This is a genomic window from Streptomyces vilmorinianum (genome assembly GCF_005517195.1).
Classification (GTDB): Bacteria; Actinomycetota; Actinomycetes; order Streptomycetales; family Streptomycetaceae; genus Streptomyces; species Streptomyces vilmorinianum.
This window is the reverse complement of sequence record NZ_CP040244.1, coordinates 265,925-292,653: the sequence shown is the minus strand read 5'-3', so window position 1 is coordinate 292,653 and position 26,729 is coordinate 265,925. Positions and strand designations below refer to the sequence as shown.

Below are 26,729 nucleotides of genomic sequence, written 5' to 3'. Positions count from 1 at the left end.
TTACGCGGTGCGCTTGTCAAGCGGTGTGCTTGTTACGCGGTGTGCTCGTCGGCCACGCTCAGCGCCGCGTCGAGGGCGGCGAGACCCTCCTTGGCCTCCGCCTCGGAGACGTTGCAGGCGGGGACGGCGTGGGTGCGGTTCATGTTGATGAAGGGCCACAGGCCGTGCTTCTTGGCCGCCGCGCCGAAGGCCGCCATGGGGGCGTTGGCCTCACCCGCCGCGTTGTACGGGACGAGCGGCTCGCGCGTCTCCTTGTTCTTGACGAGGTCGAGCGCCCAGAACGTGCCCATGCCGCGCACCTCGCCCACCGACGGGTGACGCTCGGCGAGCTCGCGCAGGCCGGGGCCGAGGACGGTCTCTCCGATGTGGGCGGCGTGCTCGACGACCTTCTCGTCCTCCATGACCTGGATGGTGGCCACGGCGGCGGCGCAGGCGAGCGGGTGGCCGGAGTAGGTCAGGCCGCCGGGGTAGGGCCGCTTGTCGAAGGTGGCGGCGATCTCGGCGGAGATGGCGACACCGCCGAGGGGTACGTAACCGGAGTTCACGCCCTTGGCGAAGGTCATCAGGTCGGGCACGACGTCGAAGTGCTCGGCGGCGAACCACTTGCCGGTCCGGCCGAAGCCCGCCATGACCTCGTCGAGGACGAAGACGATCCCGTACTTGTCGCAGATCTCGCGGACGCCGGCGAGGTAGCCGGGCGGCGGGGTCATGATGCCGGCGGTGCCGGGGACGGTCTCCAGGATGATCGCGGCGATGGTCGCCGGCCCCTCGAAGGCGATGGTGTCCTCGAGGTGCGCGAGTGCGCGCTCGCACTCCTGCCGCTCGTTCTCGGCGTAGAACGGCGAGCGGTAGAGGAACGGCGCCCAGAAGCGCACGACGCCGGCGGAGCCGGTGTCGGAGGCCCAGCGGCGCGGGTCGCCGGTCAGGTTGATCGCGGTGGAGGTGGCGCCGTGGTACGAGCGGAAGGCGGAGAGCACCTTGTGGCGGCCGGTGTGCAGCCGGGCCATCCGTACGGCGTTCTCGACGGCCTCGGCGCCGCCGTTGGTGAAGAAGATCTTGTCCAGGTCACCGGGGGTGCGCTCGGCGATGAGGCGTGCGGCCTCGGAGCGTACGTCGATGGCGAAGGCGGGCGCGAAGGTGGTGAGCTTCGCGGCCTGCTCCTGGATGGCGGCGACGACCTTGGGGTGCTGGTAGCCGATGTTCGTGTAGACGAGGCCGCTGGTGAAGTCGAGGTAGCGGTTGCCGTCGTAGTCCCAGAAGTACGAACCCTCGGCGCCGGCGACGGCGAGCGGGTCGATCAGGCCCTGGGCGGACCAGGAGTGGAACACGTGCGCGCGGTCGGCGGCCTTCACGGCCGCGCCGGCCTGGGGATCGGGTTCGACATGAGGGGTCATGTGGCCAGGGTAGGTACGTGCAGGTCGGAGCGGCCATGACCATCTTGTCCACCGAGACCGGCGGCGACGCGACAGGTTGCTGGGACTCCCTCCGTGTGGGCAATCGTCCCGCAGGGCGGGACGGGTGGGCACACGGGACGGCGCCCTGGCGAGCCCAGGCTCCCGGTCCGTACGGTGCCCACGGACTCGGACACTTGACAGCATCCTGTCGTCATGACAGCCTTCTGTCATACAAGGAACGGCACCGACACAAGCTGGAGGCCCCGAAATGCCCCGCACCGTCCACCTCGCCGTCTACGACACCCTCGCCGACTGGGAGACGGGCCACGCCACGGCCTGGCTCGCCCGCTCCGGCTTCACGGTCAAGACCGTCGGCCCGGTCGCGGACAAGCCGGTCACCAGCATCGGCGGCCTGCGCATCACCCCCGACCTCGCTCTCGCGGACCTGCGCCCCGAGGACAGCGAGCTGCTGATCCTCCCGGGCGCCGACCTCTGGGACACCAGCGACGACCTCGCCCCCTTCGCGGCCGCGGCGCGCCGGTTCCTCGACGCGGGCGTCCCCGTCGCCGCCATCTGCGGCGCCACGGCGGGACTGGCCCGCGAGGGCCTGCTCGACGACCGCCCGCACACCAGCGCCGTGTCGTTCTACCTCGCCGCGACCGGCTACAAGGGCGGCGAGCACTACATCGACACGGACGCGGTCACCGACGGGGACCTGATCACGGCCGGCCCGACCGAGCCGGTCGCCTTCGCCCGCGAGGTGCTCGGGAAGATGGGCGCCTTCGAGGGCACGAAGCTGGACGCCTGGTACCGCCTCTTCCACGACTCGGACCCGGCGGCGTACGAAGAGCTCAACGCGTGAGCCGCGAGCAGCAGGAGGCCCTCAGCCGGACGGCCCTCGGCGTCTTCCGGCTCAACGGCCAGTTTCTCGCCGTGTCCGAGAAGCTGGCCGAACCGGCCGGCCTGACGGCCGCCTGGTGGCAGGTCCTGGGCGCGGTCCTGCGCGAGCCCCTCCCGGTGTCCGGGATCGCCCGTGCCATGGGCATCACCCGCCAGAGCGTCCAGCGGATCGCCGACCTCCTGGTGACCCAGGGCCTGGCCGCGTACGCACCGAACCCGGCCCACCGCCGCGCCAAGCTCCTCACCCCGACCCCCGAGGGCCGCGCCGCGATCCAGCGCATCGACCCGGGCCACGCCGAGCTCGCGGCACGCCTGACGCGGGAGCTGGGCGGCCTGGAGGCCATCGAGGAGACGGCACGGGTCCTGGAACGGCTGTCGGCGGCGCTGGACGCGATCGAAGGCGAAGACCGGTAGGCCGCTCGGGTCACCAGTAGGTGACCTGGCGGATGTAGACGCACTCGTGTCGAGGGACGACCAAGTACGTGAACATGCCGCCGGGAACGAGAGCGTCAGTCCCCTTGGGCCCGACCTCGGAGTAGGTGGCGCCGTCGAGATAGAAGGCGGCAGCAGCCCTCACGAGCTCATCGGCCTTCTTCGCCACTTCTCCACCTCGGCGACGAATGCGGGCGGAGCACCGCCGGTCACGTACCCCTCGCTGGGGTCGTACTCCCCCTCCAGCTCACTCGGACGCCGACCTCGTGGCCTCGTCCTCGACCGCACGGAGTTCGTCCATGGCGGACCGGAAGGCCGGATCCTCCTTGCTGCTGGTGCGCTGGACCACGTCCAGCGCGCTGCGGCGACGCGAAAGGAGGTCCGGGCGACGCTCGATCTCGACCTCACGAGCCCAGATGGCCATCCAGCCGTGGATGGGGCCGAGGGTGTCGTGCTGCACGGCAAGAGAGAAGGCCGCGTTCTTCTGCTGCTCCATCTCCGCGAGGCGATGCGGGGCGATGCGGGGCGATGCGGGGCGATGCGGGCGAGGGCGACCCGCAGGGCGTCGGGGGTGCGCTCGGGACGCGGGATCAGCTCCGCGCCGTGATCCGGCTGTGTGCTCACGGTGTCCTCCAAGGGGCGCCCCGCCACCCTAGCCAGCGGGGACGTCATCCGGAGAGCAGCTCGGAGACCGCGCTGCGCAGCAGCAACGGGTGCACGAACCGGCCCGGGCCGGTCGGCGGAAAGCGCCAGGCGAGGGGCCAGGTCCGGCCGCGCAGGGCGGGGACGGGGACGTAACTCACGTGCGCGGGACCCGCGTTGAGGCGGGTCACACCGCGCGGCCAGGGCCGGTGGGCGGTCGTACCGGCCGGGACGAGGAAGTAGACGCCTCGCCGCCCGTTCGCCTCGGTGACCACGGGGCCGGGATCGCCGCCCGTGAGCTGTTCCATCCAGTCGGCGAGACGGCGGCCGTCGTCCCCGTCGACCCGTACGGCATCGAATTGCACGCCGGCCTTGCGGAGTTGGAATCCGGAAACTGGAATCCAATCCATGTTTACCTGTCGATTCTCTGCATTCACAAGGACATGTTCCCGCGTCGCCGCTAGCGTTTTCCACGACTGAGGAGGGCGCGTCGGCAACCCTTTGACCTGCGCCAACGCACCCTGCAGGCAGTCGAATTCGGCGGGGAGCAGTTGAGACCGGTTGAGATCGGTTGAGTCCGAATGGGGATCGCGATGGCGCGAGCGGAAAACAAGGAATCGGCGGGCCCGGCGGCGCGGATGGCGGCGCAGGTGGCGAAGCGAATGCGCGTGAAGAAAGGACTGACGCAGGACCAGTTGGGGGCGCAGATGGGTTACACCGGCGCGGCGATCAGCGCGCTGGAGACGCTCGCGCAACCGGTGAGCGACGAGATGCTCACGAAGCTGGAGCTGGTGCTCGGGGAGGGAACGGGCATCTTCGAGGAGATGCGGGAGCTGGTACGGCTGGAGAAACTGCCGCGGCAGTTCAGGGACTACGCACCGATCGAGCAGAAGGCGGTGGGCCTGAGCCTGTACGCGAACCACGTCGTCCACGGCCTGTTCCAGACGGAGGAGTACGCGAGGGCGCTGATCGCGGGCGGGTATCCGGAGCCGACGCCGGAACGGGTGGAGGAACTGGTCGAAGGACGGATGGCACGCAAGGCGCTGTTCGACCGGAAGCCGCCGTGCCTGATCGAGCTGGTGCTGGAAGAGTCCGTACTGGAACGGCCGTACGGCACAGAGGAGATCATGCGGGAGCAGTTGGTGTACCTGGTCGAGTGCGCCCGGCGCCGGAACGTCCACTTCCAGATCCTCGCGAAAAGGGCTGGTCTCGGCGGCGAGTACGCAGGTGACCGCGGCGAGCTGAACGTGATCGAGACCCCGGATCACGACCGCCTGACCTTCCTGGAGATCCAGGGCGAGAGCCTCCTGATCACCGACCGGGCAAAGGTCAGTACGCACACCCAGCGGTATGCGAAGATCCGGGCACAGGCTCTGGACCCACGTGAGTCGCTGAGCCTGATCGAGCGCTTGGCGGGAGTACAGACATGAGCGAGAACCTGCGCTGGTTCAAGTCCAGCTACAGCGACAGCGGCGGCGGCGACTGCGTCGAAGTGGCCTTCGACTGGCACAAGTCGTCGTACAGCGACAGCGGCGGCGGCAACTGCGTCGAGGTCGCCACCTGCCCCGACGCCGTCCACCTCCGCGACTCCAAGGTCACCGCCGGGCCCACGTTCACCGTGGAGCCCGCCGCCTGGTCCGCGTTCCTCGCCTGGCAGGACTGAGGAACGCGTACCGCGACCCGGGTCCGGCTCCGCAGAGCGGCATGGTCCGTACGTACCCGCCGAGGTTCTCGTCGTCCGTACCGAGGACGGCCTCGGCGGAGCCGGGCAGGCACTCCACGGCCTCGATCCCGTACTGCGGGAACGTCCCGAGCACGGTCGGGGCCGCCGCGAGCGTGACCCGTACCCGGCCGGCGCCACTCACCGCGGAGTCGAACGGGCCGCCGTCGCCCGCGTCCGCCGCCGAACTCACGATGATCCGGCCGGAGTCGGTCACCGAGATGTCGGAGATGTGCCGCGTGCCGCCGTCGGTCGGGTACGGCGCCCGGTAGGCCCGGCGCGTCACGGCGCCGAACTGGGCCTGCCCCCACGGGGCGAACGTCAGCGGCGCCGCGTAGAGCGTCGCGGGACGGTCCGCGCCCGCTCCCCGGTCCGCCCACAGCGCGGAGAGCTTCCCGTTCTGGGCGACGAGCGCGAAGCTCTCGAAGCCGTCGCCCTCGCCGATCGCGGGCAGCGGCGTGTAGTCGACGACCGTCGCCGTGCCGCCGCTGACCTTCAGGCGGTAGACGATGCCGCGGCCGGTGAGCGCCACGTACTCCCCCGGCATCCCGGGGATGGCCTCGATGGTCTCCAGGTCGACGGGTTCCGCGCCGTCCCAGGCGATCGGGGAGATGCCGTCGGAGCCCTCCCAGTGGGTGATCCGGGACAGACGCTGCTGCCTGGTCCGCTTGTTGTCGTGGACGACCAGCACGTTCGTCCCGGCTCCGGCTCCGGCTCCGTCGCCGGTACGGCCCTCGTCCGCGATGCCGCTGACGCCGCCGCGGGGAGCCAGGCCACGCGCCGCGACATCGAGAGTTCCATGGGGGCGCTCACCTTCACTGTCCGACAGACGCGAGGTCACGCGCCGGGCGTCAGGCTATTGATCAAGGTGAGCGCCTCCCAACGGCGCTCAGGTCATTCGGCGGGGCGGATCGGCGGGGCGGAGACGAACCGTGTCAGCAGTACAGATTCGATCCCGTCGGTACGCCCAGGATCTGGGTGAACTGCTGGTACTTGGTGACCCGGCTCTGGACCTGGGCCGGGTTCTTGCCGTCGCACTCCAGCGCGCCGTTGATCGATCGGATCGTCTGGCCGAAGCCCGCTCCGTTGACCATGGCGTTGTGGCCGGTCATCGTGCCGGGGCCGTTCTGGGTGTTCCAGTACCAGAGGCCGGTCTTCCAGGCGACGGCCGACTCCCGCTCGACGCGGTACGGGTTGTTGAGGAGGTCGATGCCGAGGGCGTCGCCGGCGGCCTTGTAGTTGAAGTTCCAGGAGAGCTGGATGGGGCCGCGGCCGTAGTAGGCGGCCTGGCCGGCGGGGCAGCCGTAGGGCTGGCTCCAGTCGCAGTAGTGCGGGTAGTTGGCGGTGTTCTGCTCGACGATGTGGACCAGGCCGCCGGTCTCGTGGCTGACGTTGGCGAGGAAGGCGGCGGCCTCCTGCTTCTTCACGGTGTCGCTGCCGGTGGTGGCGAAGGCGGGATAGGCGCCGAGGGCCGCCGTGAGGCCGCTGTAGGTGTAGAAGGAGTTCCGGCTCGGGAACATCTGGTTGAACTGGGCTTCGGAGACGACGAATCCGGAGGGGCTCGGGGTCGGGTCCGTACCGCCGCCACCGCCCGTGCCGCAGGTGCCCTCGTCGCGCCAGACGTCGGCGGTGCCGGGGCGTTCGTTCTGGGTCCACCACTTGGCGTACCAGTTGTGGCCGTTGTACGAGGCGGTCATGCCGCCGGTGTAGACGCTGGAGGAGTTCCAGGCTGTGACGCAGGCGGGCGCGGCGCCTGCCGAGGCCGCGGGGAGGAACACGGCGAGGCCGACGGCCGTACAGAGGGCGGACATGAGAATGAGCAGACGTCGCAGCATGCGCTCGTCCTTCCGTGGGGGAAGACCAGCGAAGCGGCTTTGGTCTGGACCTGTCAAGGTCTAGACCAGCGACTGTGACAATCGGCGGCGGCCGGTCCGGTCTCCTTCTCAGCGCTCCAGCACGCGCTCCAACAGGCTTGTCAGCAGCTCGCGTTCGAGCTTCGACAGCGGCTCCATCAGCTCGTCCTGGATGCCGGCCAGCACCTCGTCCAGGCGCTCGAGGTGCCTGCGGCCCTGCCCGGTGAGGGTGATGACGTTGCGGCGGCGGTCCTCGGGGTCGGGGGTGCGCTCGACGTGGCCGCGCTCGGCGAGTTCGTTGATGACGGCGACGAGGTCACTGCGGTAGATGCCGGTGCGGCGACTCAGGCCGGCCTGGCTGGTCGGGCCGTACTCGTCGAGGGAGGCGAGCACCGAGTAGTGCCACTTGCGGGCGTCCTCCCCCGCGAGGCCCGCACTGACCAGGCGGTCCGCCCGCGCGGCGGTCATGGCCAGGAGGCGGCTGGGCAGGCCGCGCAGGCGGGCCGGCGTCTGGCTCTCGTCCATCTCGGGGGCGTCGCTCCCGCTGTCCGTCGTCATGGCCGCAGATTACCTCTTGCGTTAGTGGTCCGAACGATGTAGCTTCATTAGCGCAATAAACGTTAGAGCCACCAACGTTAGAAGAGCGAACGGATCACGCCTAGCAGTCAGGGGACAACACCATGACCACCACTGCATCCATCACGGCAGCCACCGCCGCCGCCACCACCGCCACCACCACCACCACCGCACCCCTCGCCGACGCCCGGGCCGCCGGCCTGGCCCACTACGCCGCCCGCGGCGTCCTGGAGCACGTCCTGGCCCGGCACGGCATCACGTTCCAGGAGCAGATCGCCCTGCGCGCCGCCGTCACCGCAGACGCCCCGCAGACGCCGGACGATCTCGTCACCCAGGTCCGGGGCTCGCTCAAGGCCGATCCGGCCGACATCCGCGCCACTCTCGACGAGCTGCTGGCCAAGCAGCTGCTCGTCGCGGACGGAGCGCGCCTTCGCCCCACGGATGCGGGACGGGAGCTGATCCCCGCCGTCGGCGCGGAGACCGCCCCCATGGCCGCCCGCATCTGGGGCGGGATACCCGCCGAGGACCTGGCCGCCGCCGGCCGCGTCCTCGCCCTGGTCACCGCGCGCGCCAACGCGGAACTTGCGGCACTGACCGCCTGAGCGCGCGAGCGCCTGACCTCCTGACCGCCCCGCCCGGTCATCCGGCGACGGCGCGGTACCCGAGCAGACGGGCCCGGGCCCCGGGGCCCCCCGCCCCCGCCCCCACCCCCGCCTCAGATCATCAGCACGATGCGGCCGGGTCGGTGACCCGCCTCCGCCCGGCGGTGCGCCTCCGCGACCTCCTCCAGGGGCATGACGTCGGCCACCCGGGTGATCAGCTCGCGGGAAGCCACCTTCTCCAGGATCTCCTTCAGCCGGGCGGCGTCCGGCCTGCCGAAGACGGTCTCGACGCGGATGTTCCGTTCGGGCGTCGGCGTCAGGTCGACGGCGAGGGCGACGAAGGCGCCGCCGTCCTTCACGGCCGCGAGGGCAGGGGGACCGACGAGGGCCCCGTCGAAGACACCGTTCACCCGCTCCGGGGCGAACTCCAGCAGCCTCTCGAGCACCTCCGGCATCTCGCCGCGCGGGATGGTGTGCTCGGCGCCGAGGACCTTCAGCTCGCGTTCGTCGCCCTCGTGCGCGACCGCCACCACCCGTAGTCCGGTGGCCGCCGCGTACTGGACCGCGAACCGGCCCACCACCCCGCTGGCGCCGGTGACGAGCAGCGTCGCCCCCTCCGGGAGCGCGAGCCGGTCGAGGGCCTGGAAGGCGGTGATCGCGGCCAGGGGGACGGAGGCGGCCACGGTGAATTCCACGTCGTCCGGGATCGGGGCCAGCCACTCCGGGGCGACCTGAATGACCTCGGCGTACGTGCCCTCGCCCGTCAGCTCCTCGAACCAGGGCACGAAACCGGCCACGCGGGTCCCGGCCGCCATGCCGGGCACCGGATCGAGGAGCTTGCCCGCGAAGTCCGTCCCGAGAACGAACGGAGGAGTGAGATCGCCGACCTCGTCGACGTACTTGCCCGCGCGGATCCGCAGATCCGCCTGGGTCACACCGGCGGCCTTCAGCCGCACCCGTACCCGTCCCGGGACATCACCGGCCTCGGGCTCGGGCCGGCGGGCCATCCTCAGGACCTCAGGGCCGCCGTAGGCGGTCACTTCGACGACACGCATGGGGTTCCTCTCCGACGGGCCCCCTCGTCGCCATTACACCCACGCTCCACACCCCCGGCAACCGTTGATCCGCCAACCCGTGCAGGGCTGAACGAAGGGAGAACTCCAGGTGGCGGGATGCGACCTCCCCCACGGAACCGCACACACGTCCGTACCGTCTCGGGCGTGGACTGGCTTACCGCTGAGAACGTCATCGCCGTGGTCACCGCGCTCCTCGGTGTCCTCGTCTCCGCCGGTGTCGTCTGGTACGAGCGGCGCGTGCCGCGCCACCGGCAGATCGGCTACCGCGTCCAGCTCAACACCCCGCTGGGCAGGCAGAGCCAGGGCCGGACGGGCGACAACGTGCGGATCGGGCTGTTCAACGACCTGCCCGACATCGCCGACGGGGCCAGTCTCGTGCTGCTCCGGGTGGAGAACGACGGTGGCCTCTCCATCGGCCGCGAGGACTACAACGCCCCCGAGCACGCGACCCACGGGCTGACCGTCACCTACGGCGACGGGCAGGTGCGGGGCGTCGTCGCGACCACGTCGCCCGAGTACCAGGATCTGCTGGACCATCTGACAGAGGCGGCCGGACTGCGCAAGGACGGCAGCTCCGTGCTGGTCCCCAAGGTGCCGCTCAATCAGGGTCAGCACTTCAAGCTCCTCGTGCTGCTCGCCGGGAGCGTGACCGACGAGGCCGTCACCGTCACCGGCGGTCTCAAGGAGGGCGTGGTCCGCCGGAACCACAGCACGACGCCCGACGACACACCGCCGCGCTTCAGCCCGGTGGCCAGGAACATCACCATCGTCCTCACCGCCTGTGTGATCGCCCTGGCCACGATCATCGTCCGGAGCGAGACCCCGCCGCCGATCGGCTGCGCCAAGGGCTCGCTCACCGTCACCGGTTCGACCGCGTTCGCACCGGTGGTGCGTGAGCTGGCGAAGAAGTACGAGAAGGACTGCGAGGGCGCCACCGTCGTCGTGGACGCGCACGGCTCGACGGCGGGCATACGGGAACTGGCGGCGGCCGGCGCCGCCGGTGGCGGTCAGGGCTCCCCGGCCGTCGTCGCGCTCTCCGACGGGCGCAAGCCCGGCGGCTACCCGCAGCTGCGCGAGAGCATGGTCGCCGTCTCCCTCTTCACCCTCGTCCTCAACGACGGGATACCGGTCACGAATCTCTCCCTCGACGAGGTCCGCCGCCTCTACCAGGGCGAGATCACCAACTGGAAGCAGATCCCGGGCGGCCCGGACCGGCCGGTGCTGCTGGTCAGCCGCGACGCCAACTCCGGTACACGGGAGGTCTTCCAGCGCCGGGTCCTCGGCCGCAACGAGCCCGCGAACTCCTCGCGGGACTGCGAGAGCAAGGACGACCCGGCGGCCCGGGTCGTGCGCTGCGAACTCGACAGCACGGAGCAGGTGTTGTCGACCGTCGCCCGGCTGCCGGGGGCCATCGGCTACACCGAACTCCGCGCCGGGAGCGGGCTGAAGGGCCTGCACCGGGTGGCCATCGACGGCCGGGCGCCGAACGTGGACGAGATAGGGGAGTCGACGTACCCGTACCGGGAGATCGAGTACGCCTACACCTGGGGACAGCCCCCGGCCGACTCGCTGACCTCCAGTTTTCTCACCTACCTGAGCCGGGGCAGCGGCCAGGACGTCATCCGGACCCATGGGCACCTGCCATGTGCGACGCCCAAGGGGCTGCGGATCTGTGGCGAGGGGTGAGTGGTCGTCTGGCATGCTCTTTCGACGTGGAGCCATTGAACGCGGAAGACCCGGTCAGCATCGGCCCGTTCCGTCTGCTCGGCCGGCTGGGTGCCGGTGGGATGGGCCGGGTGTTCCTGGCGCGTTCCGCGGGCGGCCGGACGGTCGCGGTGAAGATCGTGCACGCCGAGCTGGCGGCGCAGGACGAGTTCCGGCGCCGGTTCGCCCGCGAGGTCGCCGCCCTGGAGCGGGTGGGCGGCACGGGCACGACCCCGGTGCTGGGCTCGGACACGGCGGCCGAGGCCCCCTGGGTGGCCATCGGCTACGTACCGGGTCCTTCGCTGCGGACCGTGGTGGGCGAGGAGTTCGGGCCGCTGCCGCCCGCGACCGTACGCGCGCTCGCGGCCGGGCTCGCGCGGGCGCTCACCCATGTGCACGCCGCCGGGCTGGTCCACCGCGACCTCAAGCCGTCCAATGTCCTGCTCACCGTCGACGGCCCGCAGATCATCGACTTCGGCATCGCCCGTGCCGTCGACACGATCGCCGACGGCGGCGGACTGACCAGTACCGGCGCGGTCGTCGGCTCACCCGGCTTCATGTCCCCGGAGCAGGTGCGCGGCGAGAAGCTGACCCCGGCCTCGGACATCTTCTGCCTCGGCTCGGTCCTCGCGTACGCGGCGACGGGCCGCTCACCGTTCGGCACGGCGGACAGCGGCGTCCACGCCACGATGTTCCGCATCGCGCACGACGAGCCCGACCTGACGGGCCTTCCGCCCGAACTCGCCGGCCTGGTACGGGCCTGCCTCGGGAAGGACCCGGCCGCCCGGCCCTCGGCGACCGAGCTGGTGGAGACGATCACGGTCGCCGACCCGTGGCTCCCGGCGGAGGTGCTGGCCCGCCTCGGCCGCCACGCGGCCCAACTACTCGAAACGGAGACGGAGTCCGGGGCGACGGCCACCGCCGCCGCGGGCGGCGACCCCACGCCCGTACCGGCTCCGAAGCCGCCGAAGCCGAAGCGCCGCCGCACGAGCCTGATCGCGGCCGCCACGGCCCTCGTCGTGGCGGCCGCCGCCGGCCTCACGTACACCTTCTGGCCGGACCCGGGCTCCGGTGTCGACGGCCAGAAGAACAAGGCCCGCGGTGAGACCGACGGGATCTCCGCCCGGCCCTCCGGGATCCTCCCGGCCGCCTTCCTCGGCGCCTGGGAGGGCGTCCTGCAAGGCGCGGCCGACCACCCTCGCGAGACCGTGCGGATCGAGCTCGGGCAAGGCGCGGCGGGCGCCAAGGCCGCCGTCTACGTCCAGGTGACCGAGCAGCGGCTGTGCATGGGCCGCTCCCGGCTCGTCTCCGCCGACGAGGACAAGGTGGTACTCGGCGAGTCCGACGTGACCACCAGCGTCCCGGCCCAGCGGTGCACCGCCGCCGCCCACCAGACCCTCACCCTGCGCTCCCCGGACGTCCTGGAGTGGACCTCGGGCGCGGCGAGGGCCACCTTCCGCAAGGCGCGCACCGGCACGGCCGTGGTCCCTCCCGCGCTCCTCGGCGTCTGGAGGACCCGGCCCAACCCTCTGGTCTACGGCGAGAACGCCGACCGCTACATCGACGAGGTGACGATCACCCAGGGCCCGATCGGCGCCCCTGTCTTCCGCTATGTGAGCGGCTACCCCCGCCAGGACGACGAGGGAAACCTCACCGGGGACGCGGTCAGTTGCACCTCCACGGCGCTCCTCGCCGGCTCCGGCACCCCGCTGGTCATCGGCCCGACGAGCCCCGACCCGGCCTCCTCGGACCGCGACTGCGAACAGGCCGGCACCGCGGGCTATCTGGTGATCGACCGCTTCGAGGGCAAGGAGCGCCTCCTCGTCTTCCCGATGCTCGACGGGGAGCCGGGCGAGTTCTACCGCAACTAGGGGGTGTCAGCGTTCCGGTACTGGTCCCGGACCTCGGGGCGTTGCCGGAAACCGGCTGACGCGTAGGTGGCGACGGCGCCGACATTGGAGCTCGGGGTACACACGATCGCACTCGACGAGCCCAGCTCCCGGAGTGCGGCCGCCGCTGCGACGCTGATCGCCTCGCCGTAGCCGCGACGGCGATGATCCCGGTGCACGCCCATCGGTTCGAGGAGCCCGGGCCTGCCCGGACCGGCCGACCACACCGTCACCGCCGCCACCGCGTTGCCCCGGTCGTCGTACGCGACGAGACACCGGGCGTCGGCGTACGGCGATCCGGCCGCCATCGCGTGCCAGCGCTCGTCCGTGAACCTCGACCCGTCGAACGCCGCCCGAAGCACGGCGGCGAACACGTGCGCCTGCTCCGGCCCGACCACCTCGATCCGCACGCCCGGGTCATGCACCGGCTCCGTGAGGTCGCGGCGCAGCGGCGTCCACGGCTCGTCGACGTTCCAGCCGGCCTCGAAGAGCAGATCCTGGACCAGGGCACCCATCGGTGCCTCGATGCTCGCCTTCCCCTCGGGCAGCACGCCGCGCTCCGGCTCGGTCACGTCGTGAACCAACTGCCGCGCCAGCTCCTCGTCCCGCTGAGCGTCCGGCGCGATCGTCAGCCGCAACAGCCCGGGGCCGTCCAGCAGCCCGACGGCGAGAATCCGTCCGTTCCGCCTCCACGTCCTGACCGCCGCGGCGGTCGCTTCCGCCCCTGACCGCCAGAACCATCCCAGGTCCCCCGGATGCAGTTGCATCGGCGCCCCGTCGTACTGCCACTCCCGCAGCACGCCCACAGCCTCGCTCAGCCCGTCGACTCCCGGCTTTCCCAACACAGTCGCCATGCCCTCGATCACACACCACCGCGCCGACCGCCCGCACCTGGTTTCCGACCGGCCGAGGCGCCGACGCGACGAAGTGACGAAGTACCGCAGGCCCCGCCTGCATGCCCACGAGGGCGGCGCACAGGAAACGTGCGCCGCCCTCGTGGCGTCGTGCCCACCCGTCCCGCCCCGCGGAACGAACGCGCACGACAGGTTCCCCTAGAGGAACGAGTTGATCTCGATCGTCTCGGTCCGGCCGGGGCCGACGCCGATCGCGGAGATCGGGGCGCCCGACATCTCCTCCAGGGCCTTCACGTACGCCTGCGCGTTCTTCGGCAGGTCGGCGAAGGTCTTGGCCTTGGTGATGTCCTCGGACCAGCCCGGCAGCATCTCGTAGACCGGCTTCGCGTGGTGGAAGTCGGTCTGCGAGTACGGGAGCTCCTCGACGCGCTTGCCGTCGATCTCGTACGCGACACAGACCGGGATCTGCTCCCAGCCCGTCAGCACGTCGAGCTTGGTGAGGAAGAAGTCGGTCAGGCCGTTGACGCGGGTCGCGTAGCGGGCGATGACCGCGTCGAACCAGCCGCAGCGGCGGTCGCGGCCGGTGGTGACACCGCGCTCGCCGCCGATGCGGCGCAGGTCCTCGCCGTCCTTGTCGAAGAGCTCGGTCGGGAACGGGCCGGCGCCGACGCGGGTCGTGTACGCCTTGAGGATGCCGATGACCCGGCTGATCTTCGTCGGGCCGACACCCGTACCCGTGCAGGCGCCGCCCGCGGTCGGGTTCGAGGAGGTGACGAAGGGGTACGTGCCGTGGTCGACGTCCAGGAGCGTGCCCTGGCCGCCCTCGAAGAGCACGACCTTGTCCTCGTCCAGCGCGTTGTTGAGGATCAGGGTGGTGTCGGCGACGAAGGGCTTGATCTGCTCCGCGTACTGGAGCATCTCCTCGACGATCTGGGCGGCGTCGATCGCGCGGCGGTTGTAGAGCTTGGCGAGCAGCTGGTTCTTGCCCTCCAGCGCCGCCTCGACCTTCTGGGTCAGGATCGACTCGTCGTACAGGTCCTGGACCCGGATGCCGACACGGTTGATCTTGTCGGCGTAGGTCGGGCCGATGCCCCGGCCGGTGGTGCCGATCTTGCGCTTCCCGAGGAACCGTTCCGTCACCTTGTCGAGGGTGACGTTGTAGGGCGTAATGAGATGCGCGTTACCGCTGATGAGGAGCTTGGACGTGTCGACGCCTCGCTCGTTCAGCCCGCTCAGCTCGGAGAGCAGGACCGCCGGGTCGACGACGACACCGTTTCCGATCACCGGGGTACACCCCGGCGAGAGGATTCCGGAAGGGAGAAGATGCAGCGCGTACTTCTGGTCGCCGACGACGACGGTGTGGCCGGCGTTGTTGCCGCCCTGGTAACGCACTACATAGTCAACGGATCCACCGAGGAGGTCGGTGGCCTTTCCCTTGCCCTCGTCACCCCACTGAGCACCGAGCAGCACAAGTGCGGGCACAGGCGTACACCCCTTCCGGGTGGGGCATGTCCAAGGTCAGGGGCCGAGGCCGCCTCACCGGTGTGCCCCGGAATAGACGAAGCCCCTGGCGCAATAGCGCAAGGGGCTCTTGCACAAAGATGCTACCCGAGGAAGGACCGAGGTGTCGGCTCACGACCAGCTGCTGGTGGTCATCGACCCGGTCGCCCGCCGAAGTGACGGCGAGTCCGTACGGATCGCGAAAGATGTGTTGTGTGCGGGGGCAGAAGCGAAGATCTGCCTCCCGGACAGCCCGGAGGAATTCTCCCGGGCCCTTGCCCGGCGGGGCTCCCGCCGCACTGTGGTGGTCGGCGACGACCGTGCGCTGCTACGGACCGTGACGCTGCTGTACCGGGAGCGTGACCTCGCGGGCGGCGCGCTGGCCCTCGTCCCGATCGGCGCCCCGGGCTGTCTGGAAGTCGCCCACGCGCTCGGCGTGCCGCAGAGCGCGGTGACGGCGGCGCGGGCGGTGCTCGACGGGGTGGTACGGCAGCTCGACCTGCTGGTCGACGACAGCGACGGGGTCGTCCTGGGCGATCTGCGCATCCCGGCGGTCCAGGGCCCGGTGGTGAGCGCCGAGACCCCGCCCTCGGTCTGGGACACGTGCCGCTCCCTGGTCCGCACGCTGGTCCGGCCGGCCCCGGCGCACCTCGCGATCCGCACCCACCGCCTCCGGGTGGAGGCGGACGGCGTGCTGCTCAGCGACATCGACGCCCCGGTGGAGGGGGTGAGCGTACGGTCCCTCGGCGGCGTGGCCGAGGTCACGGTCCATCCTCCGTCCGCGCCCCCCTTCCACACGGACGCGCGCACCCTGACGGTCTCAGGCCCGGACTTCCGCTACCGCGCGGACACGGTGGTGACGGGCCCGGTCCGGCGCAGGACGTGGACGGTACGGGCGGATGCCTGGGGGCTGACGCTGCCGAAGAAGGAGGGCTAGGAGGGGGGAAGGGGCTGGAGGGGGAAGGGCTGGAGGAGGCTAGGAGGCGTCCTGCGCGGTCGTGGCGGCCTTCTGCGCGCGCCAGCGGTCCATCATGGCCAGCATCTCCTTCTGGAGGAACTCGAAGAACTCCGCCGTCTCGGCCGTGCGCCTGCCCGCCGCCGTGTCGGGGCCGAGGAGCTCCGCGCCTTCGCGCAGGACCTTCTCCCAGCGGGTGAGGATCTGGTCGCGGCGGGTGAAGGCCTCGTACCAGACCTCGCTGTGCAGGACGTAGCGGTCGCGGCGCGAGCCCGGGTCGCGTTCGCGGCTGACCATGCTGACCTGGGAGAGGTAGCGGACGGCGCCGGAGACGGCGGCCGGGCTGATCCTGAGCTGTTCGGAGAGCTCGGCCGAGGTCGCGGAGGCGGATTCGGAGGCCAGGAGCGCCGCGAAGACCCGCGCGGCCATGCGCTGCATGCCGGCCTCGGTGAGCTCGGCGGCGAAGCGCTCCACGAAGCGGGACACCGCCTCTTCGTCGCCTGCGATGGGGGTCGTCATGTCGGACATCGTCTCCCTCGTTCCTCGGACGCCCACGATTTTATACGCTTCCTTAACTTCACAAGTTTCTGAAAGAAGCGTACGTTCTGAAACATGACGAAGGCAATCACCGTCGCCGGACTCCACAAGTCCTTCGGGCGGACACACGCGCTGGACGGCCTCGACCTCACCGTCGAGACCGGTGAGGTCCACGGCTTCCTCGGCCCCAACGGCTCCGGGAAGTCCACGACCATCCGGGTGCTCCTCGGGCTGCTGCGGGGCGACTCCGGCGCCGCGCAGCTCCTCGGCAAGGACCCCTGGCAGGACGCCGTCGAGCTGCATCGCCACATCGCGTACGTCCCCGGTGACGTGACGCTCTGGCGCAACCTCTCCGGCGGCGAGGTCATCGACCTCTACGGGCGGCTCCGCGGAGGGCTCGACAAGGCCCGGCGGGCCGAGCTGATCGAGCGCTTCGAGCTCGACCCTACGAAGAAGGGCCGGACGTACTCCAAGGGCAACCGGCAGAAGGTCGCCCTCGTCGCCGCCTTCGCCTCCGACGTCGAGCTCCTCATCCTCGACGAGCCCACCAGCGGCCTCGACCCGCTGATGGAGGGCGTCTTCCAGAGCTGCGTCGCCGAGGCGCGCGAGCGCGGCCGCACGATCCTGCTCTCGTCGCACATCCTCAGCGAGGTCGAGACCCTCTGCGACCGGGTCAGCATCATCCGCAAGGGGCAGACGGTCGAGTCCGGCTCGCTCGCGGACCTGCGCCACCTGACCCGTACGAGCGTCACCGCCGAACTCGCCGGCGCGCCCAACGGACTCGCCCACCTCCCGGGCGTCCACGACCTGGCCCTTCAGACAATCGAGGGGGGCCAAGGGCGCCGGGTCCGGCTCCAGGTCGACACCGACAAGCTCGACGCGGTGCTGCGGTCCCTGACCGAGTCCGGCGTCCGGTCCCTGACCAGCACGCCTCCCACGCTCGAGGAGCTTTTCCTCCGGCACTACACCGACGACACCGACGAGGTGGCGGCGCGATGAGCACGCTCACCGTCCCCCTGACCGGGACCGGCTCCCTCACACGGCTCGCGCTGCGCCGCGACCGGGTCATGATGCCGATCTGGGCCGTCGTCGTCGGTGGCATGGTCGCCAGCGGCGTCGGCTCGATCCAGACCCTGTACGACACCCCCGCCGCCCGCGCCCGGATCGCCGGCGCGATGAGCGGCAACAGCTCCCTGCGGGCGCTGTACGGACCGGTCTTCGACGACTCGGTCGGCGGACTCGTGGCCTGGCGGTTCGGGGTCTTCTGCGCCACCCTCGCCGCCGTGATGAGCCTGATCATCGTCGTCCGGCACACCCGTGAGGAGGAGGAGACGGGCCGCCAGGAGTTGCTCTCCTCCGCCGTGGTGGGGCGCCGGGCGCCGCTGACCGCCGCCCTCCTCACCGCCCTGATCGCCAACACCCTCGTCGCCCTGATCATCACGGCCGGACTCGCCGGCCAGGGAGCGGACGGGGCGCTCGCCCTCGGCCTCGCGGTCGGCGGAACCGGCATGCTCTTCGCCACCATGGCGGCGATCGTCGCCCAGCTCACCGAGAGCGCGCGGCTCGCGAAGGGCCTCGCGGCGGCCGTCCTCGGCACCGCGTTCCTGCTGCGGGCCGCCGGTGACGCGGGGACCTCCGACGGCAGCTCGGTCCTGACCTGGCTCTCCCCGATCGGCTGGGCCGAGAACGTACGCCCGTACGCCGACGAGCGCTGGTGGGTGCTGCTCGTGATCGGCGCCGCCGTCCTCGTACAGGCGGGCATCGCCTACGAGCTGACGAGCCGTCGCGATGTCGGCATGAGCTTCCTGGCGACCCGGCCGGGCCCGGCCGAAGGGCGCCTCGGGACGGCGGCCGCCCTGGCATGGCGGCTGCAGCGCGGCGGACTGCTCGGCTGGTCGATCGGCTTCCTGGTCGCCGGGATCGCGTTCGGCGGGATGGCCGCCGGAGCCGCGGACATCGTCGGTGACAACGAGCAGGCGAGGGAGATCTTCGAGCGGATGGGCGGCCAGGCCCGCCTGGAGAGCGCGTTCCTCGCCGCGATGGTCGGGATGTTCGGGATGATCGCGGCCCTGTACGCGGTGGGGTCGGTGCTGCGGCTGCACGGCGAGGAGACTTCGGGGCGGGCGGAGCCGATCCTGGCCAACGCCGTCGGCCGGGTCCGCTGGGCGGCCGGTCACCTGGTGATCGCCTTCGCGGGCGCGGCGCTGATCATGCTGCTCGCCGGGCTCGGCCTGTACCTGACGTACGGCAAGGACCTCGGCCCGGTCCTGGGCGCCTCGCTGGTCCAGCTGCCCGCGATCTGGACCCTCGCGGGGATCGCGGTCCTGTTCCACGGCGCCTTCCCCAAGGCCGCGGTGGGCGGATGGGCGGCGGCCGGGGTCAGCCTGGTCATCGGCTGGATCGGACCGGCCCTGAACCTGCCCCAGTCGGTCCTGAACCTCTCGCCCTTCGGCCACCTGCCGAAGCTGCCCGGCCAGGACATGGCCTGGACCCCGGTCCTGGCCCTGACCGCCCTCGCGGCGGCCCTGGTGGCCGCGGGCCTGACGGGCCTGCGCCGCCGGGACGTCGTGACGGCCTGACGGCCCGACGGCCCGACGGCCCGACGGCCCGACGGCTGACGGCCCGACGGCTGACGGCCTGAAACGAAGGGCCCCCGGTTTCCCGGGGGCCCTTCGCCATGGGGGTCACACCTCCACGAGCAGCTCGTGCACGCCCCTGATCACGTACCCCGGCTTCCACCGCGGCTCCGCCGCCAGCCGCAGCCCCGGCGCCTGGCGCAGCAACTCCCCGGAGACCGCCGTCAGTTCGAGGCGGGCCAGCGGTGCGCCCAGGCAGTAGTGGATGCCCGCGCCGAAGGTGATGTGGGGGTTGTCGGCCCGGGTGAGGTCGAGCACGTCGGCGGTCGGCCCGAAGCGCGCCGGGTCGCGGTTGGCCGAGCCGAACAGGAGGGCCACCTCCGAGCCGCGCGGGATCACCACACCACCGACCTCGATGTCGTCGAGGACCCAGCGCTCGAACATCTGCAGCGGAGTGTCGTAACGCAGCAGCTCTTCCACAGCTGTGGACAACTTTTCGGGATCCGGACGGACGCCCTCGCGCAGCAGCGTCCACCATCCGTTGACCGTCGTGTTCACCGTCGCCTCGTGCCCCGCGTTCAGCAGCAGCACACAGGTGGAGATCATCTCCTGCTCGGTGAGCCGATCGCTTTCGTCGTGCGCCGCGATCAGCCCCGAGATCAGGTCGTCGCCCGGCTCCTTCCGCCGCCGCTCGATCAGCTCCCGGAGGTAGTCCGAGAACTCGATCGACGCGCGCACCGCCCGCCGCGCCGTCTCCTCCGAGGGCTTCAGTTCGAACATCCCGCAGATGTCGGCCGACCAGGGCCGCAGCATCCGCCGCTCCTCGTCCTCCTCCGGAATGCCCAGCATCTCGGCGATGACGGCGACCGGCAGGGGCTCGGCGACGTCGGCGAGGAGGTCCCCGCCGCCGCGCTCGACCAGGCCGCCGACGAGCTCCGTCGCGAGCCGCCGTACCGTCGGCGCCAGGTTCTCCACGGTCCTCGGCGTGAACGCCTTCGACACCAGCCGCCGGATACGGGTGTGGTCGGCCGCCTCCAGGTCGAGCAGACCATGGTCGTTGAGGGTGTGGAACGGCTCGTGCGCCGCGGGCGGCGCCTCCCGCCCGAACTCCTCGTGCGTGAAGCGGTGCGTGTACGTACGGCCGAGGCGCCGGTCCCGCAGCAGCGCCGACACGTCCTCGTAGTGCGGGATCAGCCACTGGCGCGTACGCCCGTACCAGTGCGCGCGGCCGGCCGCCCGCAGCTCGGCGTAGGCGGGGTACGGGTCGGCGACGAACTCGGGCGACCACGGGTCGAAGGAAGCGTCCATGGCTGGACGCTACCGGCCTACCCGCCGGCCCGCACCAGTCCCGCCTCGTACGCGAACACCGCCGCCTGCGTCCGGTCCCGCAGCCCCAGCTTCACCAGGATCCGGCTCACATGCGTCTTGATCGTCGACTCGGCCACCACGAGATGGTCGGCGATCTCCGCGTTCGACAGGCCCTGCGCGATCAGCACGAGGACCTCCGTCTCCCGCTCGGTCAGCTCCCCGATCCGCGACAGCGCCGGCGGCCTCGGCGTCTCGGCCGCCTTCGCGAACTCGGTGATCAGCCGCTTCGTCACGGTCGGCGCGAGCAGCGCCTCGCCGGCCGCCACGACCCGTACGCCGTCGGCCAGCTGCCGCGCGGACGCGTCCTTCAGCAGAAATCCCGAGGCCCCGGCGCGCAGCGCCTGGTACACGTACTCGTCCAGGTCGAAGGTCGTCAGGACCAGCACCTTCGCGTCCGCGTCCGCGGCCACGATCTCGCGGGTCGCCTCGATGCCGTTCAGCTCCGGCATCCGGATGTCCATCAGGACCACGTCCGGGCGCAGGGCGGCGACCTGGGCGATCGCCTCGCGCCCGTTGACGGCCTCGCCGACGACCTCGATGTCCGGCATCGCGCCGAGCAGCACCGAGAAGCCCTCGCGGACCATCATCTGGTCGTCGACGATCAGTACCTTGATCACTGCTCGGCCTCCTCGCGCGCCACGGGCACGAACGCGGTCACCTCGTAGCCGCCGTCCTCGGTCGGCTCGGCGGTCATCTCGCCGTTCAGCATGGTCACCCGCTCGCGCATGCCGGTGATGCCGTGCCCTGCCCCCATCGGAGGGGGCGGGCGAAGCCCTCCTTGAGGGGTGGTGGCCGGGTGACGGGCGGGCTTGACCAGGCCGCGGGCGGGGCCGTTGACGATCCGCAGGCCCAGGCCGCCGAGGACGTAACTGACCTCCACCTTCGCCCCGGCGCCCGGCGCGTGCCGCAGAACGTTGCTCAGCGCCTCCTGGACGATCCGGTACGCGGAGAGCTCGACGCCCTGCGGAAGCTCCCGCACCGAGCCGGTCACCGTCTTCTCGACGTCGAGCCCGGCCTCGCGGACGTTGGCGACGAGCCCGTCGAGGTCGGCGAGGGTGGGCTGCGGGGCGTCGGGGGCCTCGTAGTCCTCCGCGCGTACGACTCCGAGGACGCGGCGCAGCTCGGTCAGCGCCGCGACCGCGTTCTCGCGGATGGTGGCGAAGGCCTGCTCCAGCTCGGGCGGCGGGTTCTCGACCCGGTAGGGCGCGGCCTCGGCCTGGATGGCGACCACGGACATGTGGTGGGCGACGACGTCGTGCAGCTCGCGGGCGATGGTGGTGCGCTCTTCGAGCAGGGTGCGCCGGGAGCGCTCCTGCGCGGTGACGGTCTGCTGGGCGGTGACCTCCTGCTTCGCCTCCCGGCGGACCTGGACGACGGTCACGACGAGCAGCGCGAGCGCGGCGCAGAAGAGGAGCGGCGGGGCGTCGGTGGTGTAGCCGATGCCCAGGAAGACCTCGGCGAAGACCGCGTACCCGCCGGTCAGCAGCCACATCCAGCCGCCCGTGCGCGGCCGGGTACGGGCGGCGACCACCGTCAGGACGACGAGGTGCGCGACGAAGCCGGCCGGCGACCAGGGCCAGCCGTCGCCGGCGCTGCCGAGGAAGCCCAGGAACGGGGTGGAGGCCAGCGACGCCCAGAAGGCGAGCACCGGGCGCACGAGGGTCAGCAGCACGATCACGGCGGGCGTGAAGGCGTACACCGCAAGCAGCGGAGGGGCGGCGCCCTCGGCGGCCGCGGCGCCTATCAGGAAGACGAAGAAGGCGCAGACCGCGACCACCGCGTGCGGGGTCCACCCGGCGTTGGCGCGTATCCGCTCCGGAAGACGCCGGGTGATCGGCCCGTCCACCGCCATGGGTGGCAGCGGCCGGTAGGCGAAGGCGTTGTGGAACAGGTCCTGGCGCAGCCCGCCGAGCGCGCTCTGGGCCAGGCGGAACTCGGGGCTGCGGCTCGTTTCACGGGTCTCGGTCACGTCAGCCACCGTACGGGGGCGGGCGGACGCGGTCGTCACCATGAATATGGATCCTCCCGCGTCCGTCCCAAGTACTACGCGCCAAACCCTGTCGGATTCAGAAGGCGAGCTGGGCGATCTCCTCCGCGACCACCGCGCACGCGTCCGCCGCCGGGTCGATCAGGGGGAAGTGGCCCACGTCCTGGAGGAGCGTGAATCCGACCGTCTCGCCCGCCTTGGCGGCCGCCTCGACATAGGCGTCGGCGACGGCCTGGGGGACGACGATGTCGTCCCGGCCCTGGACGACGGTGGTGGCGATCCCGGTCGGCAGCAGCAGGGCGGGGTCGGCGTGCCGGGCGCGGACGTCGAACTCGCCTTCGCCGCCGAGGAGTTGTGTCACCGCGTCGCCGCACACCCCGAGCTCGACCGACCGGTCGAAGTGCGCGATGGGGGCCAGTGCCACCACCCCGCGCAGCGGCGGTGGGGCGGGGAGCCGCCAGGACGCGGGTGCGTCGGGGGCCAGGACGTGGCGGGCGGCGGCCCACAGGGCGAGGTGGCCGCCCGCGGAGTGGCCGGTGAGCACGATCCGGCGCGGATCGGCCTGCGGCAGATGCTCGGCGGCCAGCCGCGGTACGGCGTCGAGGGCGGCGGCCACGTCGTCGAAGGTCTCGGGCCAGCGGCCGGCGACGGGGGCGGTACCGCCCTGCCGGGGGATGCTGCTGCCGCGCCGGTACTCGACGTTGGCGACGGCGAAACCCCGGCGGGCCAGAAAGTCCACGAAAGGGGTCAGGTGCTGTCGGTCGTACGGCGCCCGCCAGGCGCCGCCGTGCAGCGCGACGACGAGCGGGGCCCGCTGCCGGCCGTCGCGCGGAGCGTAGAAGTCGACGACCTGGTCGGGGTGTTCGCCGTACGCGGCGGTCGCGTCCGGGGCTACGGCCGGGTGCGAGAAGGCCGACGCTTCTTCGGCGGCGTCGCGCGCGGCGGGGTCCGGCATGCTGTTCCAACCTCTCGGGGACGGGGCCGAATTGGCCTGACCTGCGGGGACCGTACCAGGACTGACGCCCCCACAGATCACGCGATCATCCGACCTACGGCCTACGGCCTACGAGCCCGGCGCGTCGCCCAGCACGTCGCCCAGCACGTCGGCCAGGACCCGCGCCGCCCGCTCCGCGTCGGCGAAACCGACGTACAGCGGGGTGAAGCCGAAGCGCAGCACGTCCGGCCTGCGCAGATCGCCCACGACACCGCGCGCGATCAGCTCGGCCATCACCTTGGGCGCCTCGTCGCAGCGCAGCGCCACCTGGCTGCCGCGCTCGCCGTGCGCCTCGGGTGTCAGCGACTCCACCCGGCCCTCGGGCACGTACGCCCGGACGCACTCCAGGAAGAAGTCCGTCAGGGCGAGGGACTTGGCCCGCACGTCCTCGATGCCGACGCCGTCCCAGACGTCCAGCGCCGCTTCGAGCGCCAGCATGGAGAGGATGTCGGGCGTGCCGACGCGGCCGCGGAGCGCGCCCGCCGCCGCCTCGTACCCGGGGGTCATCCCGAACGGGTCGGCGTGCGAGTTCCAGCCGGGCAGCGGCGAGTCGAAGGCGGCCTGGTGGCGCTCGGCGACGTACAGGTACGCGGGCGAACCGGGGCCGCCGTTCAGGTACTTGTACGTACAGCCGACGGCCAGGTCGACCCCGTTCCCGTCCAGGCCGACCGGCAGGGCGCCCGCGCTGTGGCACAGGTCCCAGACGGCGAGCGCGCCCGCGTCCCGGACCGCGGCGGTGATGCCGGGCAGGTCGTGGAGGCGGCCGGTGCGGTAGTCGACATGGTTGACCAGTGCGGCGGCCGTGCGCGGTCCGACCGCGGCCGGTACGTCGGCGGGCGCGACCGGGACGAGCCGGTGGCCGGTCATCCGTGCCGCGGACTGCGCGATGTACCCGTCCGTGGGAAAGGTCGTCGCGTCGACGAGGATCTCGTCCCGGTCGTCCGAGCTCAGCCGGGCCGCCGCCACGACCGCCTTGAAGACGTTCACGCTGGTCGAGTCGCCGACCACGATCTGCCCCGGGGCGGCGCCGACGAGCGGGGCGATCCGGTCGCCGATCCGCTCGGGGGCGGTCCACCAGCCGGACTCGTCCCAGGAGCGGATGCGCAGCTGCCCCCACTCGCGGGTGATGACGTCGGCCATGCGGGCGGGGACGTGCGCGGGCAGCGCGCCCAGCGAGTTCCCGTCCAGGTAGACGGTCGCGTCGTCGAGGGCGAACTTCTCGCGCAGCTTGCCCAGCTGGTCCTCGGTGTCGAGCCGCAGCGCGTTCTCGCGCAGTACGTCAGACATGGCTGCGCGCCGTCCACAGCTCGGGGAACACGTTCTTCTGCGCGCGCTTCTCCAGCCAGGCCACGCCCGCCGAGCCGCCGGTGCCGGTCTTGGAGCCCATGGCCCGCCGGGTGGCGACGAGGTGGTCGTTGCGCCAGCGCCAGATCAGCTCGGCGACATCGCTGAGCGCCTCGCCGAGGCGGACGAGCTCGCCGTTCTGGTCGGGGTCGGCGTAGATGCCGGCCCAGATCTCCTCGATCTCGGGCGACGGCTCGTACTTCTTCGCCAGGTCGCGCGCGAGCACGGCCTCGGGCACGGGCAGCCCGCGCCGGGCGAGCAGCCTGAGCACCTCGTCGTACATGCTCGGCTCCTGCAGCGCCTTCTCCAGCTCGGCGTGGACGCGGGGCGCGCCGCGGTGCGGCACCAGCATCGACGCGGACTTCTCGCCGAGCAGGAACTCCATCCGCCGGTACATCGCCGACTGGAAGCCGGAGCCCTCGCCGAGGGCCGCGCGGTAGGAGTTGAACTGCGCCGGGGTGAGCTGGGCCAGTGGCCGCCAGGAGTGGTTCAGCGCCTCCAGCTCGCGCACGGAGCGCTTGAGCGCGTCCATCGCCACCGGGACGCGGTCCTCGCGCAGCGCGCGGCTCGCGGTCTCCCACTCGTGGACGATGACGGTGAACCACAGCTCCATGACCTGGGTGGTGACCAGGAAGACCATCTCGCCCGGGTCGTCGGAGCGCAGGTGCTGGAGGTGGGTGAGGACGTCCGCCTGGACATAGTCCTCGTACGGCGTCGTGCCCGCGAAGTCGAGGTTCGGGTCATCGACCGAACCGGCTCCAGAGGCATCGGGGAAGGTGGACATTGCTGTCTCCTCGATACGTACTACCGGGTAGCGGTCCGCTCCTTCCGTTTGGCAGTGGAGCCCCGGTCCCCTCGGGGCGCACGCTTCGTCGCGCGCGCTCCCAAGCGCATCATGGCACGATCGGACCCTCGATGTAGCTACCGTCTTCGTCATACGGAAATGCGTTCGAACGACAGCCCTTGAGCCCCTTGATCTGCTGCATCATCACGGGCGCCGGCTTCCCGGCGCCGGGGCAGGTCATGTGCATCCGGATGCCGATCTCGTGCCCGACCTCGTGGTTGATGATCAGGTGCCGGTACTCGGCGGGCGTGCCGGCGAACGTCGGGGAGCCGAGCATCCACCGCTTCAGGTTCACGACCACCCCCTGGGACGTCTCGCAGTTCAGCTCGCCGCGGGTGTTGAGCCCCTGCGCGAGGCAGAGCCGGTCGGCGGTAGTCGGGGTCGCGATACGGATGACGAAGTCGGCGTTCTCCGAGACCAGTTGGAACCGGCCACGGCCGTGGGCGGCCCAGCCCCGGGGATGGGCCAGGATCTCCTGGATCTCGGCGGCGGCCTGCCGGGCGGAGATGTCGATGCCGTCCTCGACCTGGACGCGGTAGCGCCGCAGGGTGCCACCGGTGCCGACGGCGTCACCGGAGGCCTGGGCCGTGGTGAAGGTACCGGCGCCGGAGGCGGGCACGGTCGTCTTCCTGGGCGTGATCGTCGGCTTCGGCGACAGGGTGCTCGGCTTCGGCCGCAGGGTCGTGACCTGGGGGGTGGGCGTCACCGTGGTCGGGGCCGGGTCGGTGGTGGGGGCCGCGGCGGCTCCGCCGGAGCCGGTGTCCTCGCCGCTGTTGTAGTGGGCGAGCGCGGCGCCACCACCGAGGGAGAGCGTGATCAGCGCGAGCGTCGGCAGGACGAGCCGCCCCACAGGACTCCGCCGGGACCGCCCGCGGCCACGCCGGCGGCTCGTCGCTCGTCTCCGTCCCGCGGGTGCGGCAGCGCGCTTGCCCAAGACAGACTTCTCCCCTGCGTCAGCCGGTGCGGGGGAGAGGGTGGGGCC

28 protein-coding genes are annotated in these 26,729 nt (G+C 71.6%); 10 read left to right on the top strand and 18 right to left on the bottom strand.

Annotated elements, in window-relative coordinates:
• Positions 1 to 32: 32 nt before the first annotated feature.
• Entirely contained in the window at positions 33 to 1,394 is a 1,362-nt protein-coding gene (locus FDM97_RS01490; protein ID WP_137988464.1) for an aspartate aminotransferase family protein, read from the bottom strand.
• 268 nt (positions 1,395 to 1,662) lie between these two features.
• On the opposite strand from FDM97_RS01490, the gene FDM97_RS01485 reads away from it, so the two are divergent.
• On the top strand, positions 1,663 to 2,256 hold the full coding sequence (locus tag FDM97_RS01485) for a DJ-1/PfpI family protein (RefSeq protein WP_137988463.1): 594 nt from the start codon (positions 1,663 to 1,665) through the stop codon (positions 2,254 to 2,256).
• Positions 2,253 to 2,708, top strand: a complete 456-nt coding sequence (locus FDM97_RS01480) for a MarR family winged helix-turn-helix transcriptional regulator (protein WP_137988462.1) — start codon at positions 2,253 to 2,255, stop codon at positions 2,706 to 2,708. Before FDM97_RS01485 ends, FDM97_RS01480 begins: the two co-directional genes overlap by 4 nt.
• A gap of 10 nt (positions 2,709 to 2,718) precedes the next feature.
• Here the strand turns inward: FDM97_RS01480 and FDM97_RS36960 are convergent, their stop codons facing one another.
• The 3 genes from FDM97_RS36960 to FDM97_RS01465 all read right to left on the bottom strand — a co-directional run bounded on the left by FDM97_RS36960 (position 2,719) and on the right by FDM97_RS01465 (position 3,805).
• A complete protein-coding gene (locus tag FDM97_RS36960; protein ID WP_349775365.1) occupies positions 2,719 to 2,871 on the bottom strand; it encodes a hypothetical protein in 153 nt (50 codons plus the stop codon).
• 102 nt (positions 2,872 to 2,973) lie between these two features.
• Positions 2,974 to 3,222, bottom strand: a complete 249-nt coding sequence (locus FDM97_RS01470; protein ID WP_349775364.1) for a hypothetical protein — start codon at positions 3,220 to 3,222, stop codon at positions 2,974 to 2,976.
• 172 nt (positions 3,223 to 3,394) lie between these two features.
• On the bottom strand, positions 3,395 to 3,805 hold the full coding sequence (locus FDM97_RS01465; protein ID WP_175439002.1) for a hypothetical protein: 411 nt from the start codon (positions 3,803 to 3,805) through the stop codon (positions 3,395 to 3,397).
• Between the two features lie 144 nt (positions 3,806 to 3,949).
• On the opposite strand from FDM97_RS01465, the gene FDM97_RS01460 reads away from it, so the two are divergent.
• Both FDM97_RS01460 and FDM97_RS01455 read left to right on the top strand, forming a co-directional pair.
• Positions 3,950 to 4,798: a helix-turn-helix domain-containing protein gene (locus FDM97_RS01460; RefSeq protein ID WP_254705454.1), complete on the top strand. Its 849-nt coding sequence runs from the start codon at positions 3,950 to 3,952 to the stop codon at positions 4,796 to 4,798.
• Entirely contained in the window at positions 4,795 to 5,031 is a 237-nt protein-coding gene (locus FDM97_RS01455) for a DUF397 domain-containing protein (RefSeq protein WP_137988460.1), read from the top strand. Before FDM97_RS01460 ends, FDM97_RS01455 begins: the two co-directional genes overlap by 4 nt.
• Here FDM97_RS01455 and FDM97_RS01450 read toward each other — a convergent pair.
• The 3 genes from FDM97_RS01450 to FDM97_RS01440 all read right to left on the bottom strand — a co-directional run bounded on the left by FDM97_RS01450 (position 4,982) and on the right by FDM97_RS01440 (position 7,499).
• The gene (locus FDM97_RS01450) at positions 4,982 to 5,929 is read right to left on the bottom strand and encodes a hypothetical protein (protein ID WP_254705453.1); all 948 of its coding nucleotides are present in this window, start codon (positions 5,927 to 5,929) and stop codon (positions 4,982 to 4,984) included. The two genes, FDM97_RS01455 and FDM97_RS01450, sit on opposite strands and share 50 nt — an antisense overlap.
• 94 nt (positions 5,930 to 6,023) lie before the next feature.
• Complete coding sequence (locus tag FDM97_RS01445) at positions 6,024 to 6,923, bottom strand: glycoside hydrolase family 19 protein (protein ID WP_137988459.1); 900 nt, start codon at positions 6,921 to 6,923, stop codon at positions 6,024 to 6,026.
• Between the two features lie 108 nt (positions 6,924 to 7,031).
• Positions 7,032 to 7,499 (bottom strand): MarR family winged helix-turn-helix transcriptional regulator, encoded by a 468-nt coding sequence (locus tag FDM97_RS01440; protein WP_137988458.1) that lies wholly within the window; start codon positions 7,497 to 7,499, stop codon positions 7,032 to 7,034.
• A 122-nt stretch (positions 7,500 to 7,621) separates the two neighbouring features.
• Between FDM97_RS01440 and FDM97_RS01435 the strand changes: the two genes are divergently transcribed.
• Positions 7,622 to 8,119, top strand: coding sequence for a MarR family transcriptional regulator (locus FDM97_RS01435; protein ID WP_137988457.1), 498 nt, complete (start codon positions 7,622 to 7,624; stop codon positions 8,117 to 8,119).
• A gap of 113 nt (positions 8,120 to 8,232) precedes the next feature.
• Here FDM97_RS01435 and FDM97_RS01430 read toward each other — a convergent pair whose 3' ends face one another.
• Positions 8,233 to 9,174, bottom strand: coding sequence for an NADP-dependent oxidoreductase (locus FDM97_RS01430; RefSeq protein ID WP_137988456.1), 942 nt, complete (start codon positions 9,172 to 9,174; stop codon positions 8,233 to 8,235).
• 165 nt (positions 9,175 to 9,339) lie between these two features.
• On the opposite strand from FDM97_RS01430, the gene FDM97_RS01425 reads away from it, so the two are divergent.
• Positions 9,340 to 10,881 carry a substrate-binding domain-containing protein gene (locus FDM97_RS01425; RefSeq protein ID WP_137988455.1) on the top strand — a complete coding sequence of 514 codons (1,542 nt, stop codon included), beginning with the start codon at positions 9,340 to 9,342 and terminating at the stop codon, positions 10,879 to 10,881.
• A gap of 26 nt (positions 10,882 to 10,907) precedes the next feature.
• Complete coding sequence (locus FDM97_RS01420) at positions 10,908 to 12,770, top strand: serine/threonine-protein kinase (RefSeq protein WP_175439001.1); 1,863 nt, start codon at positions 10,908 to 10,910, stop codon at positions 12,768 to 12,770.
• On the opposite strand, the gene FDM97_RS01415 is transcribed toward FDM97_RS01420, so the two are convergent.
• Positions 12,767 to 13,642 carry a GNAT family N-acetyltransferase gene (locus tag FDM97_RS01415; RefSeq protein ID WP_137988453.1) on the bottom strand — a complete coding sequence of 292 codons (876 nt, stop codon included), beginning with the start codon at positions 13,640 to 13,642 and terminating at the stop codon, positions 12,767 to 12,769. The genes FDM97_RS01420 and FDM97_RS01415 overlap by 4 nt on opposite strands.
• 198 nt (positions 13,643 to 13,840) lie before the next feature.
• On the bottom strand, positions 13,841 to 15,124 hold the full coding sequence (locus FDM97_RS01410; protein WP_137988452.1) for an adenylosuccinate synthase: 1,284 nt from the start codon (positions 15,122 to 15,124) through the stop codon (positions 13,841 to 13,843).
• Between the two features lie 142 nt (positions 15,125 to 15,266).
• Between FDM97_RS01410 and FDM97_RS01405 the strand changes: the two genes are divergently transcribed.
• Positions 15,267 to 16,079: a diacylglycerol kinase family protein gene (locus FDM97_RS01405; protein WP_137988451.1), complete on the top strand. Its 813-nt coding sequence runs from the start codon at positions 15,267 to 15,269 to the stop codon at positions 16,077 to 16,079.
• A 39-nt stretch (positions 16,080 to 16,118) separates the two neighbouring features.
• On the opposite strand, the gene FDM97_RS01400 is transcribed toward FDM97_RS01405, so the two are convergent.
• On the bottom strand, positions 16,119 to 16,625 hold the full coding sequence (locus FDM97_RS01400) for a GbsR/MarR family transcriptional regulator (RefSeq protein WP_137988450.1): 507 nt from the start codon (positions 16,623 to 16,625) through the stop codon (positions 16,119 to 16,121).
• Positions 16,626 to 16,709: 84 nt separating this feature from the next.
• Between FDM97_RS01400 and FDM97_RS01395 the strand changes: the two genes are divergently transcribed.
• Together FDM97_RS01395 and FDM97_RS01390 are read left to right on the top strand one after the other, a co-directional pair.
• Entirely contained in the window at positions 16,710 to 17,633 is a 924-nt protein-coding gene (locus FDM97_RS01395; protein ID WP_137988449.1) for an ABC transporter ATP-binding protein, read from the top strand.
• Positions 17,630 to 19,213: an ABC transporter permease gene (locus FDM97_RS01390; protein ID WP_137988448.1), complete on the top strand. Its 1,584-nt coding sequence runs from the start codon at positions 17,630 to 17,632 to the stop codon at positions 19,211 to 19,213. The genes FDM97_RS01395 and FDM97_RS01390 overlap by 4 nt, the downstream gene beginning before the upstream one ends.
• A 105-nt stretch (positions 19,214 to 19,318) precedes the next feature.
• On the opposite strand, the gene FDM97_RS01385 is transcribed toward FDM97_RS01390, so the two are convergent.
• From FDM97_RS01385 to FDM97_RS01355, 7 genes are all read right to left on the bottom strand, one after another.
• Positions 19,319 to 20,518 carry a cytochrome P450 gene (locus FDM97_RS01385; protein WP_137988447.1) on the bottom strand — a complete coding sequence of 400 codons (1,200 nt, stop codon included), beginning with the start codon at positions 20,516 to 20,518 and terminating at the stop codon, positions 19,319 to 19,321.
• Positions 20,519 to 20,535: 17 nt separating this feature from the next.
• Complete coding sequence (locus FDM97_RS01380) at positions 20,536 to 21,195, bottom strand: response regulator (RefSeq protein WP_137988446.1); 660 nt, start codon at positions 21,193 to 21,195, stop codon at positions 20,536 to 20,538.
• Positions 21,192 to 22,589 (bottom strand): sensor histidine kinase, encoded by a 1,398-nt coding sequence (locus tag FDM97_RS01375; RefSeq protein WP_137988445.1) that lies wholly within the window; start codon positions 22,587 to 22,589, stop codon positions 21,192 to 21,194. Before FDM97_RS01375 ends, FDM97_RS01380 begins: the two co-directional genes overlap by 4 nt.
• A gap of 55 nt (positions 22,590 to 22,644) precedes the next feature.
• Complete coding sequence (locus tag FDM97_RS01370) at positions 22,645 to 23,520, bottom strand: alpha/beta hydrolase (protein ID WP_137988444.1); 876 nt, start codon at positions 23,518 to 23,520, stop codon at positions 22,645 to 22,647.
• A 108-nt stretch (positions 23,521 to 23,628) separates the two neighbouring features.
• Positions 23,629 to 24,846 carry a kynureninase gene (kynU, locus tag FDM97_RS01365; RefSeq protein WP_137988443.1) on the bottom strand — a complete coding sequence of 406 codons (1,218 nt, stop codon included), beginning with the start codon at positions 24,844 to 24,846 and terminating at the stop codon, positions 23,629 to 23,631.
• A complete protein-coding gene (locus tag FDM97_RS01360) occupies positions 24,839 to 25,687 on the bottom strand; it encodes a tryptophan 2,3-dioxygenase family protein (protein ID WP_137988442.1) in 849 nt (282 codons plus the stop codon). The genes kynU and FDM97_RS01360 overlap by 8 nt, the downstream gene beginning before the upstream one ends.
• 109 nt (positions 25,688 to 25,796) lie before the next feature.
• Positions 25,797 to 26,597 carry a DUF3152 domain-containing protein gene (locus FDM97_RS01355; protein WP_254705452.1) on the bottom strand — a complete coding sequence of 267 codons (801 nt, stop codon included), beginning with the start codon at positions 26,595 to 26,597 and terminating at the stop codon, positions 25,797 to 25,799.
• Positions 26,598 to 26,729 lie beyond the last annotated feature (132 nt).

Excerpts from the sequence above, each read along its gene's own strand:
- FDM97_RS01385 (WP_137988447.1), bottom strand. The coding sequence starts at position 20,518 with ATGGACGCTTCCTTCGACCCGTGGTCGCCCGAGTTCGTCGCCGACCCG.
- kynU (WP_137988443.1), bottom strand. The coding sequence starts at position 24,846 with ATGTCTGACGTACTGCGCGAGAACGCGCTGCGGCTCGACACCGAGGAC.
- FDM97_RS01375 (WP_137988445.1), bottom strand. The coding sequence starts at position 22,589 with ATGGTGACGACCGCGTCCGCCCGCCCCCGTACGGTGGCTGACGTGACC.
- FDM97_RS01440 (WP_137988458.1), bottom strand. The coding sequence starts at position 7,499 with ATGACGACGGACAGCGGGAGCGACGCCCCCGAGATGGACGAGAGCCAG.
- FDM97_RS01430 (WP_137988456.1), bottom strand. The coding sequence starts at position 9,174 with ATGCGTGTCGTCGAAGTGACCGCCTACGGCGGCCCTGAGGTCCTGAGG.
- FDM97_RS01445 (WP_137988459.1), bottom strand. The coding sequence starts at position 6,923 with ATGCTGCGACGTCTGCTCATTCTCATGTCCGCCCTCTGTACGGCCGTC.
- FDM97_RS01395 (WP_137988449.1), top strand. The coding sequence starts at position 16,710 with ATGACGAAGGCAATCACCGTCGCCGGACTCCACAAGTCCTTCGGGCGG.
- FDM97_RS01435 (WP_137988457.1), top strand. The coding sequence starts at position 7,622 with ATGACCACCACTGCATCCATCACGGCAGCCACCGCCGCCGCCACCACC.
- FDM97_RS01460 (WP_254705454.1), top strand. The coding sequence starts at position 3,950 with ATGGGGATCGCGATGGCGCGAGCGGAAAACAAGGAATCGGCGGGCCCG.
- FDM97_RS01370 (WP_137988444.1), bottom strand. The coding sequence starts at position 23,520 with ATGCCGGACCCCGCCGCGCGCGACGCCGCCGAAGAAGCGTCGGCCTTC.
- FDM97_RS01470 (WP_349775364.1), bottom strand. The coding sequence starts at position 3,222 with ATGGAGCAGCAGAAGAACGCGGCCTTCTCTCTTGCCGTGCAGCACGAC.
- FDM97_RS01360 (WP_137988442.1), bottom strand. The coding sequence starts at position 25,687 with ATGTCCACCTTCCCCGATGCCTCTGGAGCCGGTTCGGTCGATGACCCG.
- FDM97_RS01490 (WP_137988464.1), bottom strand. The coding sequence starts at position 1,394 with ATGACCCCTCATGTCGAACCCGATCCCCAGGCCGGCGCGGCCGTGAAG.
- FDM97_RS01400 (WP_137988450.1), bottom strand. The coding sequence starts at position 16,625 with ATGTCCGACATGACGACCCCCATCGCAGGCGACGAAGAGGCGGTGTCC.
- FDM97_RS01455 (WP_137988460.1), top strand. The coding sequence starts at position 4,795 with ATGAGCGAGAACCTGCGCTGGTTCAAGTCCAGCTACAGCGACAGCGGC.
- FDM97_RS01415 (WP_137988453.1), bottom strand. The coding sequence starts at position 13,642 with ATGGCGACTGTGTTGGGAAAGCCGGGAGTCGACGGGCTGAGCGAGGCT.
- FDM97_RS01485 (WP_137988463.1), top strand. The coding sequence starts at position 1,663 with ATGCCCCGCACCGTCCACCTCGCCGTCTACGACACCCTCGCCGACTGG.
- FDM97_RS01390 (WP_137988448.1), top strand. The coding sequence starts at position 17,630 with ATGAGCACGCTCACCGTCCCCCTGACCGGGACCGGCTCCCTCACACGG.